Here is an 18453-nt window from a genome sequence, read left to right as displayed (position 1 = left end):
ACTTAGACCCCCAGGTTCCGTGTGAGTTGGTGCAGTTGATCCCACGCAGCATCCGCCGGAGTCTGTTCATCCATGCGCTGCTGCAGGAAAGCGTTGATGGCGCCCTCATGGTCCACGGCCGCGTCGACCAACGGATTGGTTCCGCGCTGGTAGGCGCCGACGTCGATCAGGTCCTGGGCCGACCGCCGCGCGGCAAGCACGCGGCGCAGCCCGGACGCCGCCTGGCTGCGTTCGCGCGGATTGACGCGGGAGGCGACACGGGAGATGGAACCGAGGGCGTCCACGGAGGGAAAATGGCCGGCGACGGCGAGCTTGCGGTCCAGGACCACGTGGCCGTCCAGGATCGAGCGGGCCGAGTCCGCGATCGGTTCGTTGTGGTCATCGCCGTCCACCAGCACGGTATACATGCCGGTCACCGAGCCGGTCTTGTCCGTGCCGGCACGTTCGAGCAGCTGGGCCAGCAGGGAGAAGGTCGAGGGTGGATAACCGCGGGTCGCCGGGGGTTCCCCAACGGACAGGCCGATCTCGCGCTGGGCCATGGCCACGCGGGTCAGCGAATCCATCATCAGCATGACGTCTGCGCCGCGGTCGCGGAAGGACTCAGCAATGCGGGTCGCGACGAACGCGGCGCGCAGGCGCATCAGGGCGGGCTCGTCAGAGGTGGAGACGATGACGATGGACCGGGCCAGGCCCTCCTCACCCAAATCGTCTTCGAGGAATTCCCGGACCTCGCGGCCACGCTCCCCCACCAGGGCAATGACTGAAACTTCAGCATTGGTGCCGCGGGCAATCATGGACAGCAGGGAGGACTTTCCGACGCCGGAGCCGGCGAACAGGCCCATGCGCTGTCCCTTGCCCACGGTGGTGAGGGTGTCCAGCACCCGCACGCCCAGCTGCAGGGGTTCGGTGATCCGGGAGCGCTGCATGGCGGATGGAGTTTCATGGTCCAGGGACACGAACGCTTCCACGTCCAGCGGTCCCTTGCCGTCGATCGGACGTCCCAGCCCGTCCAGGACCCGGCCAAACAGCCCGTTTCCGGTAGGAACACGCATCGGTGCCCCCTTTGAGCGGGCCGGGCTGCCGGAGGTCAAACCTGCCAGGCGGCCGAACGGCATGCAGCGGATGCCGTCGCGCGTCGCGGCGACCACTTCCGCATCCACGGAGGCTTCAGGCGCGCCCAGGCTCACCAGGTCTCCGACGGCGCAGTCCAGGCCGGTTACTTCAACGCTCAGTCCGAGGACGGAAGAGACTTTGCCAACCCGCTGCGGGCGCGCAGCGGCAAGCGCCAGGGCGAAGGCATCGGGCTTCGGCCGCCAGGTGACGGGCTGCGTTTCGCGTGCCTCGGCGCGGCGCCGGTCGCGGCGGCTGGTCAGGGCCGGGGTCTGGGCCTGGGGTTCGGCAGTAAGCGTCATGCGCCGTCTCCCAGCAGGGCCGCCCGGGCGCGGGACAGGGCGCTGGAAAGGGCGGCGTCCAGGAAGCCGTCGGGGAACTCCGTGACAGCGTCTCCGCGCTTCAGGCCGGGGTCCGGGGTGAAGACCACGCCGGCGTTATTCAGGGTGTCGTTGTCCAGGAGCTGCAGATCGTCCGGGTGCATGCGCACGGTTTGGACCAGCCGGACGTCGACGCCGTTGAGGGCCCGGTCCAGTGCTGCGCGTGCCGAGGATTCGCCGTTGGCCAGTTCCCGGCCCAGCAGTGCCTCTGCCAGTTCGAGTGCTGCGGCGGCCAGCGAGTCCTGGACCTGGGCAACCACGGGAACGGTCAGCTGCGCCACGCTCTGTTCGGCGGCATTCAGCAGTGCCAGGGCGTGGTCCGCGCGGGCACGCAGGGCGGCCCGCTCGGCGTCGAACCGCGCTTTGAGTTCTTGGCGGACCCGGGCAGTCTCAGCCGCGGCTGCATGCAGGCCCGCGGCGTATCCCGCGGCATGCCCTGCGGCCCGGCCGCGTTCCGCGGCACGCTCAACGTCATGGCCGCCCAGGGTGGGGTAGGCCATGCGCGCGAACGTGCGCTCCGCAGACTCAGTAGACATACTCTTCCTCGTCCGCATGGTGGATGGTGATCGCGCCCTGGGCCTCGAGGTCGCGGATGGCACGGACGATCGTCGCCCGTGCTTCCTCGACCTGGGACAGGCGGGCCGGTCCGGATGCGGCAATTTCGTCGTCGAGGATCTCCCGGTTGCGCTCGGACACGTTGCCCCGAACGGTTTCCAGCACGGTCTCGTTGGCGCCCTTCATGGCCAGTGCCAGGACTGCCACGTCGATTCCGCGCAGTACCAGCTGCACATCGCGGCGTTCGAGCTTGGTGAGGTCGGCGAAGGTGAGCATGCGCGAACGCACTTCTTCAGCCAGTTCCGGGTCGCGGGCGTCGAGGGCTTCGAGCAGCGCACGCTCGGTGGCGGCGTCGGCCCGGTTGATGATGTCCACCAGCGGCTGGATGCCGCCAATCTGGTCCGCGGCCTCGCGGGCTGCACCCACGGCGGTGGCACGGGCCTTGAGCGTCTCCGCGACAATCCGAATCGCTTCGGGAGTCGCGCGGGACATGTTGGCAATGCACTGTGCGACGTCGGTGCCCAGCTTCTCCGGGAAGCCGCCGATCACGGCAGAGGCACGCTGCGGCCGCATGTGTGCCAGGACCAGGGCGATGGTCTGCGGCAGTTCGTTTTCCAGCAGGCTGACAATCTGGACGGCTTCGGCGCGTTCCAGGAACTCGAAGGACTTTCCTGCCATGGAGGAGGCCAGCCGGTCCATCACGCCGGAGGCGCGTTCGGTGCCGAAGGATGCTTCCAGCAGGCCCATGGCGACGTCACGGCCGCCGTGGGCACGGCGCCTGCCGTCCACGGTCATGTCGTAGAACTCGTTAATGACCGCTTCCACCAGCGCCACGTCAACGCGGCGGAGGTTCACGATCTCGGCTGCCAGTTCCTGGGCTTCCGCCTCGGTGAACTGCTGCAGCACGGTGGCGGCCCGGGAGGTTTCAAGCTGCATCAGGATGACTGCTGCCTTCTGCATGCCGGTCAGCTTGGGCAGGACAGGCTTGGGGACCGTCGGACGGATGGCCGGGACGGCCGCTGTCGGGGTGTCGGACTGGGATTCCCCGGGATTCGGCTTGGTGGCCAGTGCTGTTCCGGAACTCTGCTCGCTCATACGCGCTGCCCCTCATCCATGAAGTTGCGCAGGTAGTCAGCGGTGCGGCTGGGGTCCTGCAGGGCGAGGTGATCCAGTTCTTCGAGCTTGCGCTCGGAGCTCGCGGCGTTGGCCACTATCCGCAGGGAAGCGGTGTCCACCGGCGGTTCCAGCGCGCTGCGGCCGGAATCCTGTCCAATCAGGGCGAGGCTTGCAGGCGGGGCAAGCGGATCAAGCTCGGGCAGGACGCCGATGTCCACGGCTTCGCGGTTTTGGCGGCGTGAGCGCATGGCGTAGGCGATCAGGGCCAGGATGACTGCCAGGACAATTCCGGCGGCAAGGATGCCGGTCCTCAGCAGCTCGGCCCGGCGCTCAGCTTCTTCGGCGGCTTCGGCCGCTGCCAATGCTTCCTGGGCAGCTTCGGCTCCGGTGGCGTTGAAGGCAACCATTTCCACGGTGAGTTCGTCGCCGCGGGCTTCGCTGATGCCGGCAGCGTTGGAGACCAGCGCCCGGATATCGGCAACGTTCATCCCGGCGGCCGTCGCGGAGTTCAAGGCTACCGAGACGGTCTGGCGGTTCAGGGCACCGGCGGGGATCTCGCGGGTTTCGGTGACCTTGTTGACCGCGTTGTTCTTCGTGGTGGACTCAGAGGTGTAGTTGCCGTCGTCGTCGCCTCCGTTGGGAACAGCGATGTTGTCCGGGCCCAGGATTCCGGCGGCGGTGTTGCCGTTGCCGCCGGCGTATTCCTCGGTGGTGGTCGCTTCGTTCAGGGCGGGCGTGCCGTCGGGATTGGTGAAGGTTTCCTCCACCCGGTTCGCGGACTCGTAGCTCATGTCAGCGGCCACGGCGACCGTGGCATTGCCCGGCCCCACAACCTGGTCCAGCATGGTCTGCACGGACGCGGCCACGCGCTCTTCGTAGTCGGTGGCCTGCTTGTTGGCCGAGCCGGTGGCGCCCACGCCAACAGCAGAGAGCACGGTTCCGGCGGAATCGATCACGGCCACGTTGGTGGCCTTCATGCCGTCGATCGCAGCCGAGGCCAGATGCACAATCGCCTGGACCTGGTCGCCGCTGAGGTTCACGCCGGTTTCGGTGTCGATGAAGACCGACGCGGTGGGATCCACTTTTTCGGAAACGAAGACCGTCTCTTCCGGAAGCGCCAGCTGGACCGAAGCAGTCTTCACGCCTTTGAGCGCGCCGATGGTCTTGGCGAGTTCGCCTTCCAGCGCCCGCTTGTAGGTCACTGACTGCTGGAACTCGGAGGAGGTCACGCCCATGTCATCGAGCAGCGAGTAGCCGCCCGTGGAAGAAGCGGGCAGCCCGGCGCCGGCGGCCTTAAGCCGCTGGTCATACACGTTCTGCTCCGGCACCATGATGGTGCCGCCGCCGTTGGCGATCTCATACGGGACGCCGTCGGCCTGCAGCTGCTCCACGATGGTGTTCGCATCGGAGGGCTGGAGGCCTGAGAACAGCGGTGAGTAGGAGGGCTTGGCGGCCCAGCTGGCCAGGGCGAAGATGCCCAGGGCCAGCACAGCGATGCCAATCAGCGCAAGGGTCTTCTGCGCCAGAGTGAACTGGCTGATGGTCTTTCCCAAACGGCCAAATGCCGCGTTCACCTGTGTCATTAGGCCTGCATCCGCATGATCTCGTTGAACGCGTCAACGCTCTTGTTGCGCACGGCGGCCACCAGTTCCAGCGTGACGGAGGCACGGGTGGAAGCGATCGTGGCGGCGTGGATGTCATCCAGGTCCCCGGTGACGGCCTTGACGGCCAGTTCCTTGGAGGTGGAGGAGAGCTGCTGTGCGTTATCAACGGCGCCTGCGAGCTGTGTCGCGAACCCGGACCCGTCCGTGGCCGGCGCCGCGGGTGCGGTGTTCTCGAGGTAGCCGGTGGGCAGGGTACTGACAACGGCGCCGACGGCGGGAACGGGCATTAGGAGCGTCCAATCTGGAGAGCGGCTTCGTAGGTGGCCTTGGCGCGGTCAACGACGGCGGCGTTGGCTTCGTAGCCTCGCTGCGCCATGATCAGGGCGCTCATTTGTTCGGCCATGTCGATGTCCGGGTAGCGGACATATCCGTTTTCGTCTGCGAGGGCATGGTTCGGTTCGTGGACCATCCGGCCCTCGCCGTCGCCGTATTCAACGCCTGAAACAAAGACTCCGGTGTTCTCCGCTCCTTCGCGGGCGATCACGTAGCGGGCCTGGAAGGCGGTGCCGTCGGTAGCCGAGGCGTTGTTCATGTTGGCGAGGTTGTCCGAGACGGCGTCCAGCCACTTGCGGTGGACGGTCAGGGAGGTACCGGCAATGCCGATGGCGTCGAAGGTCATTACTGTGTCCTCATCGCGGTGCGGAGAGAGTTGGCTTCTCCGCCAACTGCTTGGGAGGCGAACTGGAAGCGCAGCACCGTATCGATGTTGGAGAGCGTCTCGGTGTCCAGGTTGACGTTGGAGCCGTCGAGGCGGGTCGGTTCCAGCGAACGGGCGGTAGCTGACTCCGTGAAGGACTTGTTTCCGGCCCTGACCGACTTTGCCAGGGCATCTTCAAAGCTCACCCGCTGGGCGTGGTAGCCGGGGGTGTTCACGTTGGCGATGTTGTTGGCAATGGTCCGCTGGCGCAGGGCCAGGCCATTGAGAGCGCTTTGCAGCGCCACCGAGGACACGGAGTCGAACACAGGAAAACCCGCTTCTTATGGGGGAACAGAGCGGCCGATCCGTGGCCTGTTGCGTGAGCTATCCATGCTCACTGCTTGCTATCGGCGGTTTGGCGGCAAGCGTAAGTATTTTTCGAGGTATCGCGCGGGGATAAAGCAAGTAGAAGGGTGGTCGGAATTAAAGAAGCATGCCTTCCCGCAGCGCGGGTAACGTGGCACACCACAGATGCTGGACATCCCAGGGAGCAACCATGAGCACAGCCACGGATCCTTCAACGCAGTCCCCCTCGGCTCATCCCGCCGACCGCCACGAGATGATCCGGGTGCTGGGCGCCCGGGAAAACAACCTCAAGGACATCAGCCTCGACATTCCCAAGAGGCGGCTCACGGTCTTCACCGGGGTCTCGGGATCAGGCAAGAGCTCACTGGTCTTCGCCACGATTGCCGCGGATTCCCAGCGCATGATCAACGAGACCTACAGTGCCTTCGTCCAGGGGTTTATGCCCAGCCTCGCCCGGCCCGACGTCGACCGGCTGGAAGGACTCACCACGGCGATCATCGTGGACCAGGAGCGGATGGGTGCCAATCCCCGTTCCACGGTGGGGACCGCCACCGACGCAAACGCCATGCTGCGCATCCTCTTCAGCAGGCTCGGCGACCCGCACATCGGCTCCCCCAACGCCTACTCCTTCAACGTTCCCTCCGTGAGGGCCAGCGGGGCCATCACCGTGGAACGCGGCGGAAAGACCAAGGCGGAGAAAGCCACGTTCAACCGGCTGGGCGGCATGTGCCCGCGCTGCGAGGGCATGGGGAACGTCAGCGACTTCGACCTCACCGTGCTCTTTGATGATTCCAAGTCCATCCTGGAAGGGGCGCTCACCATCCCCGGCTACAGCATGGACGGCTGGTACGGGCGGATCTTCAGCAACACCGGCCTCTTCGATCCGAACAAGCCCATCGCGAAGTTCACCAAGAAGGAACTCCACGCCCTGCTGTACGCGGAACCCACCAAGCTGAAGGTCGAGGGTATCAACGTCACCTTCGAAGGGCTGATCCCCAAGATCCAGAAGTCCATGCTGTCCAAGGACCGCGAAGCCATGCAGCCGCACATCCGGGCGTTCGTGGATCGGGCCATTGCCTTTTCCACCTGTCCCGAGTGCGGCGGCACCCGGCTGGCGCAGGAGGCCCTTGCCTCCAGGATCAGGGGAAAGAACATCGCCGACCTGTGCTCCCTCCAGATCAGCGACCTCGCCGAGTGGGTGCGGGAGCTGGACGAACCGTCGGTGGCTCCCCTGCTGGCCGGACTGCAGCACCTGCTGGATTCCTTCACGGACATCGGGCTGGGCTATCTGTCCCTGGACCGCCCGTCAGGCACCCTGTCCGGCGGTGAATCCCAGCGGACCAAGATGATCCGGCATCTGGGATCCTCCCTGACGGATGTGACGTACGTGTTCGACGAACCAAGCATCGGGCTGCACCCGCATGACATCGAGCGAATGAACCAGCTGCTGATCCAGCTCAGGGACAAGGGCAACACCGTACTGGTGGTGGAGCACAAGCCGGAAATGATCGCGATCGCCGACCATGTGGTGGACCTGGGCCCCGGTGCCGGTTCCGGAGGCGGCGAAATCTGCTTTGAGGGCACACTGAACGGTCTTCGCGCCTCGGAGACGGTGACCGGCCGCCATCTGGATGACCGGGCCCGGCTGAAGGACACTGTGCGGACCGCTTCGGGGGTGCTGGAGGTTCGCGGCGCTGCGCTGAACAACCTGCAGGACGTCGACGTCGACATTCCCCTCGGTGTCCTTTGTGCCTTTACCGGGGTGGCGGGATCCGGGAAGAGTTCCCTGATCCGCGGCTCGGTGGCCAAGCGCGACGGCGTCGTGGTGATTGACCAGGGCGGGATCAAGGGCTCACGTCGCAGCAACCCCGCGACCTACACCGGCCTGCTGGAGCCCATCCGCAAGGCGTTCGCGAAAGCCAACGGGGTCAAGCCGGCCTTGTTCTCCTCTAATTCCGAGGGCGCCTGCCCGGTCTGCAACGGTGCCGGGGTCATCTACACAGACCTGGGAGTCATGGCCACGGTGGAGTCCACCTGCGAGGAGTGCGAAGGCAGGCGTTTCCAGGCTGCCGTGCTGGAGTACACCCTGGGCGGCCGGAACATCGCTGAGGTGCTGGCCATGTCCGTGACGGAAGCTGCAGCGTTTTTTGCCGCGGGCGACGCGAAGACCCCTGCAGCCCAGAAAATCCTGGAGCGCCTGGCGGACGTGGGGCTCGGGTACCTCAGTCTGGGGCAGCCGCTCACCACGCTGTCCGGCGGTGAACGCCAGCGGTTGAAGCTCGCCGCCCAAATGGCGGACAAGGGCGATATCTACGTCCTCGATGAACCCACCACGGGACTGCACCTGGCAGATGTGCAGCAGCTGCTGGGCCTGCTGGACCGGCTGGTCGACTCTGGAAAGTCAGTGATCCTGATCGAGCATCACCAGGCGGTCATGGCCCACGCGGACTGGATCATCGACATGGGTCCGGGAGCAGGGCACGACGGCGGCCGGGTGGTGTTCGAGGGGACACCGGCGGACCTGGTGGCCGGAAGATCAACCCTCTCCGGGGAGCACCTGGCCGCCTATGTGGGAGGCTAGCGCCGCCCTGCAGGAACGGGCCTAGCCCGAGACGTCGAGGTAGACCGCGCCGCCGGAGGAGGCAGTCGGAACGCTGCGGATCAGTTCGGCCTGCTGCCGGATCATCCTGGATTCGCTGCGCAGCTGCGCATACGCACGCTGCTGGGCCATCGACAGCAGCCGGGCCCGGGTGGCGTATTCGGCGGGCAGCGGTCCCAGCGCATGCGGCGGATGCCACGCGCTGGCGACGGTGCGCGCCTGGTCCAAGACGGTTGTGCCGTCCATGAAAGCTTCAAGATTGTCCTCGAGCTGGGTCAGTACCTCATCCCAGCGTTCAAGGTTCTCCTGGTGCGGAGTCAGGTACTCTTCCACTGGTTCAGCCGACACCGAGGGTACCTCCGGTTGCTGCCGGCGCAGCGGCGGGCAGCTGGGCTGCGGCTTCATGCCAGGCGGCGCGGAGCGGTTCCAGCAGGTTGATGCACTCGCGGGTCATGGCTGCACTGTGCTGCAGGTTGGCTTCCACCATGGCCTTCATCACGTAACCGTAGATGGCCTGGAGGTTCTCCCCGCCCTCCCATTCGTCCACCTTCAGCGTGCCGCTGAGTTCAGCCACGATGCTCTGGGCGTGGATCAGCTGCTCGCTGGCAGCCTTCCAATTGCCTGCCTGCTGGGCTGCTTCGGCCCGGTTGAGGTCCAGCAGCATCCGGTCGTACAGCATGGTGAGCAGCCGGACGGGAGACGCCGACATCACCGCATCACGGATGAATTCGGCCCGCTTGGCCTGCAGCCCGTAGCTCACGGTCACTTCTTTCCTGAGCTGGACGAGCTCAGCGAGGCGAGCTGGCCGGTGAGCCAGTCCTGCTGGCTCTGCAGCTGGCTGAGCTTGACTTCGAGGTTGCTCCACACCATCTTCAGCGTCGACTCGCGGCTAGCCAGGCGCCTGTCCCAGTCTTCGATCTGGGTGTTCAGCGACCGGATAGTCGATTCCTGGCCGGTGATGCGCTGGGTGATCAGACCGTCGTACTTGTCCGAGGCCACCTTGCCGGCCGCTTCGACTCGTCCGGCGATCGTTTGAATCGCTGCCTGTGTCTTCGTGGGATCAGCAGCCATGGCAGCAGCAAACTTCTCCGCGTCGAACTCAACCGTGCCGTCCTTGGTAATAACGATGCCGATTTCCGATGGTGAACGGCCGTCAAGAGGCGACGTCGCAGCTTCCATGATCTGCCGCTTGATGTCACGGATCCCGGCGTCGCTGGTGAACACACCACCGGAGGCGCTGGTGCTGCCGGAAGACGTGGAGACCGTGACGGCACTGTTGCGGTTGATGTACGCGAACACATCGGCCAGTCCGGCCACCAGGTCCGAAGCGACCTTGGAGATCGCTTCGTCGTCTCGGGCCACGTTGATGGTCAGCGCGGTGTTGGCCGGGGTGTCCGCTGCCAGCGTGATGTCCACACCCGGCATCAGGGCTTTGAAGGTATTGGTGGAGGACGTGATCTCCTGCGCTGCGGGTGTGCCGGCCCACAGGGTGAGCTTGGCATCCTGTGCCGTCTTGAGGACGTCCATGTCCGTGCCGCCGAGGCTGGCCGTGAACGCGCCTTCGGAGCCGGTTTTGGCAGCAGTGAACTGTACCCGGTACTGCTGGACGCCGTCCACGCTTCCGGTGGCAATCTTCACGCCGGTGACGCCGAGGTTGGCTTTGTTGACTTCGCTGATGACCTGGTCCAGGGACTTGTCCGTGGTGTCAAAGGACGTCACTGTCCCATTGGCCGAGATGGCCAGGACACTGTTCGAGGGCCACGCCGCCATGGCTGCAGACAGCGAAACCTGTGCTGTAGCGGTCTGGGAAACGGAAATGTCCAGGGAACCTGCAGCGGCGCCCGAGGTGATTGCAGTGGTCACCTTGTCTGAAGTGGTGCTGGCCTTGAACAGGTCCGTGCCGGCCGGCTCCGCCGTCTTTCCAGCAGTTTCAGCAAGTGAGGCAATCTTGGTGTTGAGGTTCTGCAGGGCGGTGGCAAACGTCTGCGTGCTGCTTACCCTGTTTTTCAGCAGGACCTGCGGCCGCGCTTCAATATCCATGAGCTGCTTGATCATGGAGGTCGTATCGATACCGCTGATCAGTCCGTCGATGCCTAGCGCCATGCGAATGCTCCTTGTACGTTTCCCTCAGGTTCTGACCCGCTGCTGCGGAGGGAAGATGCCGTTGGTCATGCTGAAAGGTGAGGTCCTGCGGCCGGATAAAACGCCGCAGGCAGGGAATGGGCTGGCGGGAAAAGTGTGAGGTCCAAGTCATTCTTTTCCCGCCAGCGGCCATTCACCTGCCGGTCAAGCGGTTACTGCTGGTTGCGTTGCGGCCGAAGCCGCGCCGCGGATGATTCCGTTATTACTGCAGGAGCTGCATAACGCCGGAGTTCATCTGGTTAGCCTGGGCCAGCATGGCCGTGGCAGCACTGGACAGGATCTGGGACTTGGTGAAGTTACCCATTTCCGTGGCCATATCGGTGTCGCGGATACGGGAGTTGGCAGCAGAGAGGTTCTCGACGGAGACCGCGATGGAGCGTGCGGTGGACTCGAGGCGGTTCTGCTGTGCACCCAGGTCGGCGCGAGCGCCGGAAACCGCGATGATCTCGGCATCCAGGCTTTCGATTGCCGCGGATGAAGTAGCCTGCGAGGTCAGGTCCAGCGCGGCAACATTGGTTGCAACGGCTCCGATATCCGTCAGGCTGACCGTGATCTCGTTCAGGGCAACGTTGCCCGATCCACCGTTGGCGCCAACCTGAATCTGCAGGTCACCGCCGGCGAGCAGGTCGATGCCGTTGAAGTTGGTGCTTGCAGCGATACGGGTCAGTTCAGCAGCCTGAGCGGTTACTTCCTTCTGGATTGCTGCCCGGGAGTCATCGTTGTTCGTATCGTTCGCGGCCTGGATGGCCAGGTCACGGACACGGTTCAGGATGTTGTGGACCTCGGTCAGGGCGCCTTCAGCGGTCTGGACCAGGCTGATGCCGTCCTGTGCGTTGCGGCCGGCAACCTGCAGACCGGAGATCTGGTTCTTCAGACCTTCGGAGATGGCCAGGCCGGCAGCGTCGTCAGCTGCACGGTTGATGCGCAGGCCGCTGGAGAGGCGCTCCACCGACTTGGACTGAGCCGTCTGGTTCAGGGTCAGGTTACGCATCGCATTGAGCGAAGAGACGTTAGTTGCAATTGTGAAACCCATGATGAATTCCTCCGTGATTGGGCGATAACTACCAGGCCCGTCCGTGGGCCTGTACCCCTAGTTATCGGCCCCCATCACGGGCGTGTTAGGAATTCGGAAAAGAATTTTGCAGTTTTTTGAGAGCTAGGACACGGCGGCGTTCAGCGGCCCGTGTCCACCCGGCGCACGGAAGGCAGCGGGGTTGAAATGCGGATCCTGGCGGGTGAGTCCGCCGGCGGTCCACTCCGCCACTGATGCGAGGTAGGCGTTGCGCCTGGCCGGCGAAATCCGCGACTCGATCGGCGCCGGAGTATCGGCATCGGAGTAGTGGGTGCCCAGCCCGTCCCGCAGCAGACGGACAGCTTCGGCACGCTGCTGGGACACCGCGGAGTGGGTAGCACCCAGTTCAGCGGCAAGGTCCTTGACCGAGCGGTCATGGAAGTAGACCTGTTCAACGATGTAGCGCATTTTCTCCGGCAGGGCCTCGACGGCGGCACGCAGGTACTGCATCCGCTCGGAGGACAGGGCAGAGCCTTCGGGCGAGGGCAGCGCGCTGACCAGGGAGTCCGAAGCTGCGTCGTCCAAATGGGAGACAGTGCGTGATGCATCCGCCAGCGCGTCCTCGGCCGCAGCCCGGTCCACGCCCATGGCGGAAGCGATCTCGTCCACCTTCGGTGAGCGACCCAGGGCAGCAGTCAGCGCTTCCTTGACTGCGAGGGTTTCCTTGATGCGCTTGCGTGCGGTCCTGGTTGCCCAGTCGTTCGAGCGCATCTCGTCGGCAAAAGCGCCAACGATCCGCCGTCGGGCGTAGGCCCCAAAAGGCACACCCAGCTCCGCATTAAAGGAGTCGGCGGACGTAATCAGGGCAATTGCCCCAACCGATGCCAGGTCATCCCGGGAAAGATGCGTGGCTTTGGCACACACCTCTGAGACCAGATAACCAACCAAAGGTAAGTTTTCGACAACCAAAAGGTTGCGTTCTTCGCGATTCAACTAGTGGACCCCCAAGTCCTTGTTCCCCAACAAAACACGCTGACCGCTTGGACAGGAGCTGAGACTCCCGGTTCATCCCTTACTTTGGCGTAATAGCTGCAACATACCACTAACATTGTGGGTAGAAGCGCCGATAGGTGTTTCCGACGGATTAAAAGTTTTGAGGGCCTGCGTCAGCGGGTGTCTTTGAACCCGTTGCTGGGTGTGCGTCCACACCCATCGGAGATAAGACATTCGCGTGCATCGCGGGAGGTGAGCTAGGCATGGGTACCCAGAAATTGTCCGCATTACTCTGGGAAGAACGGGAACTCCTGGAGCTCCTGACCTTCAAGCTCGAAGAAGAACAACTGCTTCTTACCTCCGGCAAAACCCGCTGGCTGCAGCACGCAACCCGGGAAGTGGAACAGGTCCTGGAACGCCTGCGTGTAGCGAATCTGGCCAGGACGGTGGCCGTTTCCGAACTCGCGCAGGAGTGGGGCATAGCCGAAGATGCAACTCTTCGGCAGATTATCGCCGCCGCACCTCCGGGGCCGTGGACTGAGATATTCATGTCGCACCTGCAGGCTATGACCGAACTGACCGTGAAGATCCGCGACCTGCGGGACACTAACGAGCAGTTCCTCCGCACAGCGGCGCGGTCCGCCCAGGAAACCCTCGCGGGCCTGGGAACCGAAAGCAAAACGTATAACTCCAGTGGAACTTCGGCCGGGTCCGGAAGCGGCGCCCGGATCGTGGATAAGCAACTCTAGAGACCTGTGAACAAAGGAATCATCACGCCATGAGCACCTTCAGCGGCTTGAACACCGCCTACACCGGTCTGAGTGCAGCCCGAAAGGGTCTCGACGTCGTCGGGCAGAACATCGCCAACGTCAACACTCCCGGCTACACCCGCCAGCGGGTCACCACCTCCGCAATGGGCGGCGCAGCCATCACCGGCAAGTTCGCCACCGGTGCCCGGGTGGGCCAGGGCGTCTCCGTCGACGGCATCGCACGGCTCGGCAGCATGCAGCTGGACACCCGGGTCCGTGCCACGGCCGCGGCCTCCGGCTTCTCCGCTGTCCGCGCCAATGCGCTGGCCGGCCTCGAGGCCAGCCTCAACGAGCCGGGCAAGAACGGCATCTCCGCCTCCCTCACCGAGTTCTGGGCGGCGTGGCAGGGAGTGTCCAACAAGCCGGGCAACGAAGCTGCCGCCACCGCACTGATCGGGCAGGCCACCATGCTCGCCACCCAGGTCGCCACCGGCTACCAGGCTGTAGAGGAACAGTGGACCGGCGCCTACAAGCAGCTCAAGGACATGGAAGCGGAGCTCAACGGCACAGCGTCCCAGATCGCTGCCATCAACGCGCAGATCCGGACAGTCCAGGCTTCAGGCGGCACCGCCAATGAGCTCATCGACCAGCGCAACGCACTGACCACCACCATCGCTGCCCTGGCCGGCGGCACCGTCCGCGAGTCGGAGCACGGCATGGTGGACGTGCTGATCGACGGCAACGCAATCGTCTCCGGGGACATCGTCCGTCCGGTACAGGTTGCCGGCGGCATCGCCATGGGCGCCGACGCGCCCCGGCTCGAATGGAGCCACCGCCCGGGCATTAACATGGCCGCCAGCGGCGAGATCGCAGGTGTGCTCAGCGTCCTGGCTCCGGCAGCCGACGGCGGTATCCTCGCCTCCGCTGCCGAGGGCTACAACAACTTCGCCAGGTCACTGGCCACCGCGGTGAACGCCGTGCACAACGGCGGCACCAATACCGCAGGCACCGTCGTCGGCGACTTCTTCAGCCACACCACGGATCCCGCTGCACTGTCACTGAAGGTTGTCCCGGCGAATGCCTCGGGCATCGCCACCGGCGCTGTTGGCAACGGCAACCTGGACAACTCGATTGCGGACGCGATCGCCCAGCTGGGTGCCGGAGCAGGATCGCCCGATTCCATCTGGGCCAACTTCGTCAGCGGCATCGGCGCCAGTACCCGGGTAGAGATGCAGCAGGCAGACCTCGCCGGTGTAGCCGCTTCCGCCGCCGTCGGCATGCAGCTCTCCAACTCCTCCGTGGACCTGGATGAGGAAAACCTCAACCTGCTGGCCTACCAGCACGCCTACCAGGGCTCAGCCCGGGTCATGACCGCCATCGACGAAATGCTCGACACACTCATCAACCGCACCGGCATTGTGGGAAGGTAACCCGTGATCACCCGCACCTCCAACCTGATGATGGCGCGCAACGCGCAGCAGAATCTTCAGGCGAACATGTCCCGGCTCGCCAAGCTCCAGGAGCAGGCCCACACTTCGGCAGCCATCACCCGCCCGTCGGACGATCCCGCAGGCACTGCGGACGCGCTGAAAGTCCGCGGCGAAATCCGCGCCAACACTGCGTACAAGGGCAATATCTCAGACGCGAACAGCTGGCTGGCCACCCTGGACAACGCGCTGACCCGCACCAACGACATCCTGACCCGGATCAAGGACCTGTCGATCACCGCAGCCACCGCGACGACGACGGCGGCCAGCAAAGCTTCCATCGCCACCGAGATCGAGGGCCTGAAATCGGACCTGATCACCCAGGCCAACACCTCTTACCTGGGCCGGACCATCTTTGCCGGTAACTCCGATGCCGGTGCCGCCGTCGTCGAGAATCCGCCGGTGCCGCCCGCCACGGCGTCGACCTACACCTTCACCGGCGCCGGTGACGGCCCGGTTAGCCGCAGGATTGACGCCAGCACCACGGTACGGGTGGATGCCAGTGCCGCGGAGGTCTTCGGCGACGTCTTCACCAAGATCGACTCCCTGGTCACCGACCTGCGGGCCAACGCCAGCATCAGCAGCCACCTGGCCGCCATCGACGAGAGCATCAACACCGTGCTCACCGCGCAGACCGATGTTGGCATCCGCCACGCCCGCGTGCTGAAAGCAGAGGAAACCAACGTGGAGCAGTCCGTCAGCCTGGAAACCCGGCGCTCTGGCATCGAAGACCTGGATACCGCGCAGGTCATCCTGGACCTGAAGCTGCAGGAGCTGGCCTACCAGTCATCCCTGGCGGTCACGGCCAAGGTCCTGCAGCCCACGCTGATGGACTTCCTGCGATGAGCACCGTAACGCCGGTTTCCTTCCTGGCCCCGCCTCCCGGGCTGGAGCCCCTCACCGAGTTCGCGCTCGTGGACGTCGACGGCGCCAGCGGCCTGTACTCGCTCACCGGAACGGATACCTCCGCGGGAGTCCGGCGTTTCTACGCCATTGACGCCTCGGTGTACCTGCCGGAGTACCACCCGGAGATCTCTGATGAGCAGGCCGGCCAGCTGGGCCTGACCGACCCCGCGGACGCCCGCGTCCTGGTGGTCGCCAACCCGGCGGACTCCGGAACCACGGTGAACCTGCTGGCACCGGTCATCATCAACACCCGCACCTGGCAGTGCGCCCAGGTCATCCTGGAGGGACGCGACCTGCCGCTGCGTGCGTCGCTGGAAACGGTCGCTGCGGCGTAACCGGCTTCCTCCCCGCCCCTCCCCCCATCGAGATAGCAGAAAGTGCACGTCCCAAAGCTGGGACGTGCACTTTCTGCTATCTCGTTTTTTGGGTGAGGCTAGGCGAAGTCGGACGTCGCCGGGTCTGCGCCGAAGCGGGTGCCGTTATCCAGGGCGTTGATTGCCTGGATGTCCTCGTCGGAGAGCTTGAGGTCCAATGCGGCCCAGTTCTCCTGGATGCGGGACTCTGTCACTGACTTCGGGATCACGATGTTGCCCAGTGCCAGATGCCAGGCGATGACCACCTGGGCCGGGGTGGCGCCGTCGTACTTTGCGGCGATTTCCTGCAGCACTGCGTCATCCAGCAGGCCCTGGCCGGAGCCGAGCGGCGAGTAGGACTCGTGCTTGATGTTGTGCTTCGCTTCGAACTCGCGCAGCTCGGACTGGGCCAGGTACGGATGGGTTTCCACCTGGTTCAGGACCGGCACGACGCCGGTGGCATCAATGATTTCCTGCAGTGCCTCAACCGTGAAGTTGCAGACGCCGATCGACTTCACCCGGCCGGACTTCTGGAGCTCGATCAGCGCCTTCCAGGTCTCCACGTACTTGCCCTGCTTCGGCTGCAGCCAGTGGATCAGGTACAGGTCAAGGTATTCCAGGCCCAGGCGCTCCATGGACGCGTCGAAGGCCGCCAGCGTCTCTTCGAAGCCCTGGTCGGCGTTCCAGACCTTGGTGGTGATGAACAGGTCTTCGCGCGGCAGGCCGGAAGCGGCAATGGCGCGGCCGACGCCTGCTTCATTGCCGTAGATCTTGGCGGTGTCGATGTGGCGGTAGCCGGCCTCGAAGGCCATGCCCACGGTCTTCTCCGCGAGGTCGTCCGCAACGCGCCAGACGCCGTAGCCGAGCTGGGGGATGGTGTTGCCGTCGTTGAAAGTCACGAGTGGGGATGTAGTCATGGTCACCATCCTCCACCCAGTACCCCCGGCTCCAGGACCAAACCGGCCGCTGTTTGCTGGACGCGAAATCGGTGCGGGAAGGGTTTGGGCAATGTGACGCCCGGTTACTGCCGCTCCTACGCGGGGGTGCTGCCCGCCCGGTACGTTCCCAGTGCCCGCTCAGCTTCGGCGATGTCCTCTTCCACGAGCTGGGCCCTGCGCCGGACGTTCTCCAGGCCTGCGGAGGCAATCCCCCAGCGTTCGCCTTCCAACCGGGACATGGCTGCGGCTTCGGCTGTGGCAGCCAACGAGTTGCCGGACCGGGACAGGGCACGGTGCACGGCGATCAGTCCGCCCGGAATGTCCTGCCCGGTGCTGGGCAGGTGTTTCTGGGCGGCTGCACAGACGGCGCGGACGCGCGGCAAAAGTCCCGAGAGCTCGTTCGCTACCAGGGCCAGCTCGTTGTAGAGCGCGTCGTCAGCTACGCCTTCGAGCATCTGGTGGTAGCGGTCCAGCCCGCGGGTGAAACGGTCGTGGGCGCGGCGCCACACACCCTTGCCGAGTTCAACGTCGTCCTTGCGCCCCTGCCGGGCTGCTGCGAAAAGTGCCATCCTGCCCGAGATTCTACAGATATTGTCCGGGGCCGGCCTGGGGCTCGGCCTGGGAACCCATTCCGCCCTGGCCGGACTGGCCCGTACTGCCGGCCATGCGGCGCGGTTCACCGTTCTCCCCGATCACCACGCCGGGGGCGAGGACTGTCCCAGGTGGGAGCTGCCGCAGCTGCAGCCGGCTTTGGAGCTGCTGGTTGGCGGTCTGCTGGGCGGCAATCGCAGTCTGGATCCCCCGGAAGAGTCCTTCAAGCCACCCCACCAGCTGAGCTTGGGCGATCCGCAGCTCGGCGTCCGTAGGGGTGGCGTTGTCCAGGAAGGGCAGGTTGATGCGTTCCAGTTCGCTGACCAGTTCCGGGGCCAGCCCGTCACAGAGTTCCTTCAGCGACCGGTCGTGGATCTCCGCCAGACGGTTGCGGGCGGCGTCGTCCAGTGGGGCGTTGCGCACCTCTTCGAGAAGCTGCTTGATCATGGTTCCGATGCGCATGACCTTGGCCGGTTCATCCACCAGCTCATTCAGTTTGGGCGGGCCCGACTTGCTCGGAGTCTCTGCCGCTTCGTCGGACTGGTCTCCGGGCTGCCCGGCTGATCCGCCCGTCCGGGCGTCCGGGCCGGCCGCGTCCCGGGACTCAGCAGCCGGGTCCGCCGCTGGGCCCGCACCGGGACCCGCAGCGTGTTCGACACCGGGACCGGCGCCAGGTCCGTTCTGTTCAGTCATGGATTAATGCTCTCACGCCTGCCCCGGGATGTTCCGGGGTCCTGCCCGCTTTCGGGTTCTTCCCCGCGCTTTTCTGCGAAGTAGTGGCGGCCGCGCGCTGCCCCTCACACCGAGAGGCCAGTTGCGGCTCTTTTCAGGGCTGAAAGGAGCCGTAACTGGCCT

Annotated in this window: 20 protein-coding genes; 5 read left to right on the top strand and 15 right to left on the bottom strand. The window is 65.0% G+C overall.

Annotation, left to right across the window (positions count from 1 at the left end):
• Positions 1–2 precede the first annotated feature (2 nt).
• The 7 genes from NF551_RS02245 to NF551_RS02215 are packed head-to-tail and all read right to left on the bottom strand — an operon-like array spanning position 3 to position 5788.
• Positions 3–1412 (bottom strand): FliI/YscN family ATPase, encoded by a 1410-nt coding sequence (locus tag NF551_RS02245; RefSeq protein WP_227896151.1) that lies wholly within the window; start codon positions 1410–1412, stop codon positions 3–5.
• Positions 1409–2026 (bottom strand): FliH/SctL family protein, encoded by a 618-nt coding sequence (locus NF551_RS02240; RefSeq protein WP_227896152.1) that lies wholly within the window; start codon positions 2024–2026, stop codon positions 1409–1411. Before NF551_RS02240 ends, NF551_RS02245 begins: the two co-directional genes overlap by 4 nt.
• Positions 2016–3140, bottom strand: coding sequence for a flagellar motor switch protein FliG (gene fliG / locus NF551_RS02235; protein ID WP_269439011.1), 1125 nt, complete (start codon positions 3138–3140; stop codon positions 2016–2018). Before fliG ends, NF551_RS02240 begins: the two co-directional genes overlap by 11 nt.
• Positions 3137–4744, bottom strand: a complete 1608-nt coding sequence (gene fliF / locus NF551_RS02230) for a flagellar basal-body MS-ring/collar protein FliF (RefSeq protein ID WP_227896153.1) — start codon at positions 4742–4744, stop codon at positions 3137–3139. Before fliF ends, fliG begins: the two co-directional genes overlap by 4 nt.
• On the bottom strand, positions 4744–5052 hold the full coding sequence (fliE, locus tag NF551_RS02225; RefSeq protein WP_227896154.1) for a flagellar hook-basal body complex protein FliE: 309 nt from the start codon (positions 5050–5052) through the stop codon (positions 4744–4746). The genes fliF and fliE overlap by 1 nt, the downstream gene beginning before the upstream one ends.
• Positions 5052–5444, bottom strand: a complete 393-nt coding sequence (locus NF551_RS02220) for a flagellar basal body rod protein FlgC (protein ID WP_227896155.1) — start codon at positions 5442–5444, stop codon at positions 5052–5054. The genes fliE and NF551_RS02220 overlap by 1 nt, the downstream gene beginning before the upstream one ends.
• On the bottom strand, positions 5444–5788 hold the full coding sequence (locus tag NF551_RS02215; protein ID WP_227896156.1) for a flagellar basal body rod protein FlgB: 345 nt from the start codon (positions 5786–5788) through the stop codon (positions 5444–5446). The genes NF551_RS02220 and NF551_RS02215 overlap by 1 nt, the downstream gene beginning before the upstream one ends.
• A gap of 230 nt (positions 5789–6018) precedes the next feature.
• On the opposite strand from NF551_RS02215, the gene NF551_RS02210 reads away from it, so the two are divergent.
• Positions 6019–8409 carry an ATP-binding cassette domain-containing protein gene (locus tag NF551_RS02210; protein ID WP_227896157.1) on the top strand — a complete coding sequence of 797 codons (2391 nt, stop codon included), beginning with the start codon at positions 6019–6021 and terminating at the stop codon, positions 8407–8409.
• A 21-nt stretch (positions 8410–8430) separates the two neighbouring features.
• Here NF551_RS02210 and NF551_RS02205 read toward each other — a convergent pair whose 3' ends face one another.
• The 5 genes from NF551_RS02205 to NF551_RS02185 all read right to left on the bottom strand — a co-directional run bounded on the left by NF551_RS02205 (position 8431) and on the right by NF551_RS02185 (position 12574).
• On the bottom strand, positions 8431–8775 hold the full coding sequence (locus NF551_RS02205; RefSeq protein WP_227896158.1) for a hypothetical protein: 345 nt from the start codon (positions 8773–8775) through the stop codon (positions 8431–8433).
• On the bottom strand, positions 8765–9193 hold the full coding sequence (gene fliS / locus NF551_RS02200) for a flagellar export chaperone FliS (protein ID WP_227896159.1): 429 nt from the start codon (positions 9191–9193) through the stop codon (positions 8765–8767). Before fliS ends, NF551_RS02205 begins: the two co-directional genes overlap by 11 nt.
• On the bottom strand, positions 9190–10530 hold the full coding sequence (gene fliD, locus NF551_RS02195) for a flagellar filament capping protein FliD (protein WP_227896160.1): 1341 nt from the start codon (positions 10528–10530) through the stop codon (positions 9190–9192). Before fliD ends, fliS begins: the two co-directional genes overlap by 4 nt.
• Positions 10531–10771: 241 nt before the next feature.
• Positions 10772–11602: a flagellin N-terminal helical domain-containing protein gene (locus tag NF551_RS02190; RefSeq protein ID WP_227896161.1), complete on the bottom strand. Its 831-nt coding sequence runs from the start codon at positions 11600–11602 to the stop codon at positions 10772–10774.
• 123 nt (positions 11603–11725) lie between these two features.
• Positions 11726–12574, bottom strand: coding sequence for a sigma-70 family RNA polymerase sigma factor (locus tag NF551_RS02185; RefSeq protein WP_227896162.1), 849 nt, complete (start codon positions 12572–12574; stop codon positions 11726–11728).
• A 263-nt stretch (positions 12575–12837) separates the two neighbouring features.
• Between NF551_RS02185 and flgN the strand changes: the two genes are divergently transcribed.
• From flgN to fliW, 4 genes are read left to right on the top strand one after another with little or no spacing between them, the layout of a single operon-like run.
• Positions 12838–13323: a flagellar export chaperone FlgN gene (flgN, locus tag NF551_RS02180; protein WP_227896163.1), complete on the top strand. Its 486-nt coding sequence runs from the start codon at positions 12838–12840 to the stop codon at positions 13321–13323.
• A gap of 29 nt (positions 13324–13352) precedes the next feature.
• Positions 13353–14753 carry a flagellar hook-associated protein FlgK gene (gene flgK / locus NF551_RS02175; protein ID WP_227896164.1) on the top strand — a complete coding sequence of 467 codons (1401 nt, stop codon included), beginning with the start codon at positions 13353–13355 and terminating at the stop codon, positions 14751–14753.
• 3 nt (positions 14754–14756) lie between these two features.
• The gene (gene flgL, locus NF551_RS02170; protein ID WP_227896165.1) at positions 14757–15656 is read left to right on the top strand and encodes a flagellar hook-associated protein FlgL; all 900 of its coding nucleotides are present in this window, start codon (positions 14757–14759) and stop codon (positions 15654–15656) included.
• Positions 15653–16051, top strand: coding sequence for a flagellar assembly protein FliW (gene fliW / locus NF551_RS02165; RefSeq protein WP_227896166.1), 399 nt, complete (start codon positions 15653–15655; stop codon positions 16049–16051). The genes flgL and fliW overlap by 4 nt, the downstream gene beginning before the upstream one ends.
• 98 nt (positions 16052–16149) lie before the next feature.
• On the opposite strand, the gene NF551_RS02160 is transcribed toward fliW, so the two are convergent.
• From NF551_RS02160 to NF551_RS02150, 3 genes are all read right to left on the bottom strand, one after another.
• Positions 16150–16986, bottom strand: coding sequence for an aldo/keto reductase (locus NF551_RS02160; protein ID WP_227896167.1), 837 nt, complete (start codon positions 16984–16986; stop codon positions 16150–16152).
• A 116-nt stretch (positions 16987–17102) separates the two neighbouring features.
• Positions 17103–17576 (bottom strand): hypothetical protein, encoded by a 474-nt coding sequence (locus tag NF551_RS02155; RefSeq protein ID WP_227896168.1) that lies wholly within the window; start codon positions 17574–17576, stop codon positions 17103–17105.
• Positions 17577–17589: 13 nt separating this feature from the next.
• Complete coding sequence (locus NF551_RS02150; RefSeq protein WP_269437265.1) at positions 17590–18291, bottom strand: bacterial proteasome activator family protein; 702 nt, start codon at positions 18289–18291, stop codon at positions 17590–17592.
• Positions 18292–18453 lie beyond the last annotated feature (162 nt).

The sequence above is a fragment of the Arthrobacter caoxuetaonis genome, assembly GCF_023921125.1.
GTDB classification, from domain to species: Bacteria; Actinomycetota; Actinomycetes; order Actinomycetales; family Micrococcaceae; genus Arthrobacter_B; species Arthrobacter_B caoxuetaonis.
This window is presented reverse-complemented; position numbering and strand designations above follow the sequence as displayed.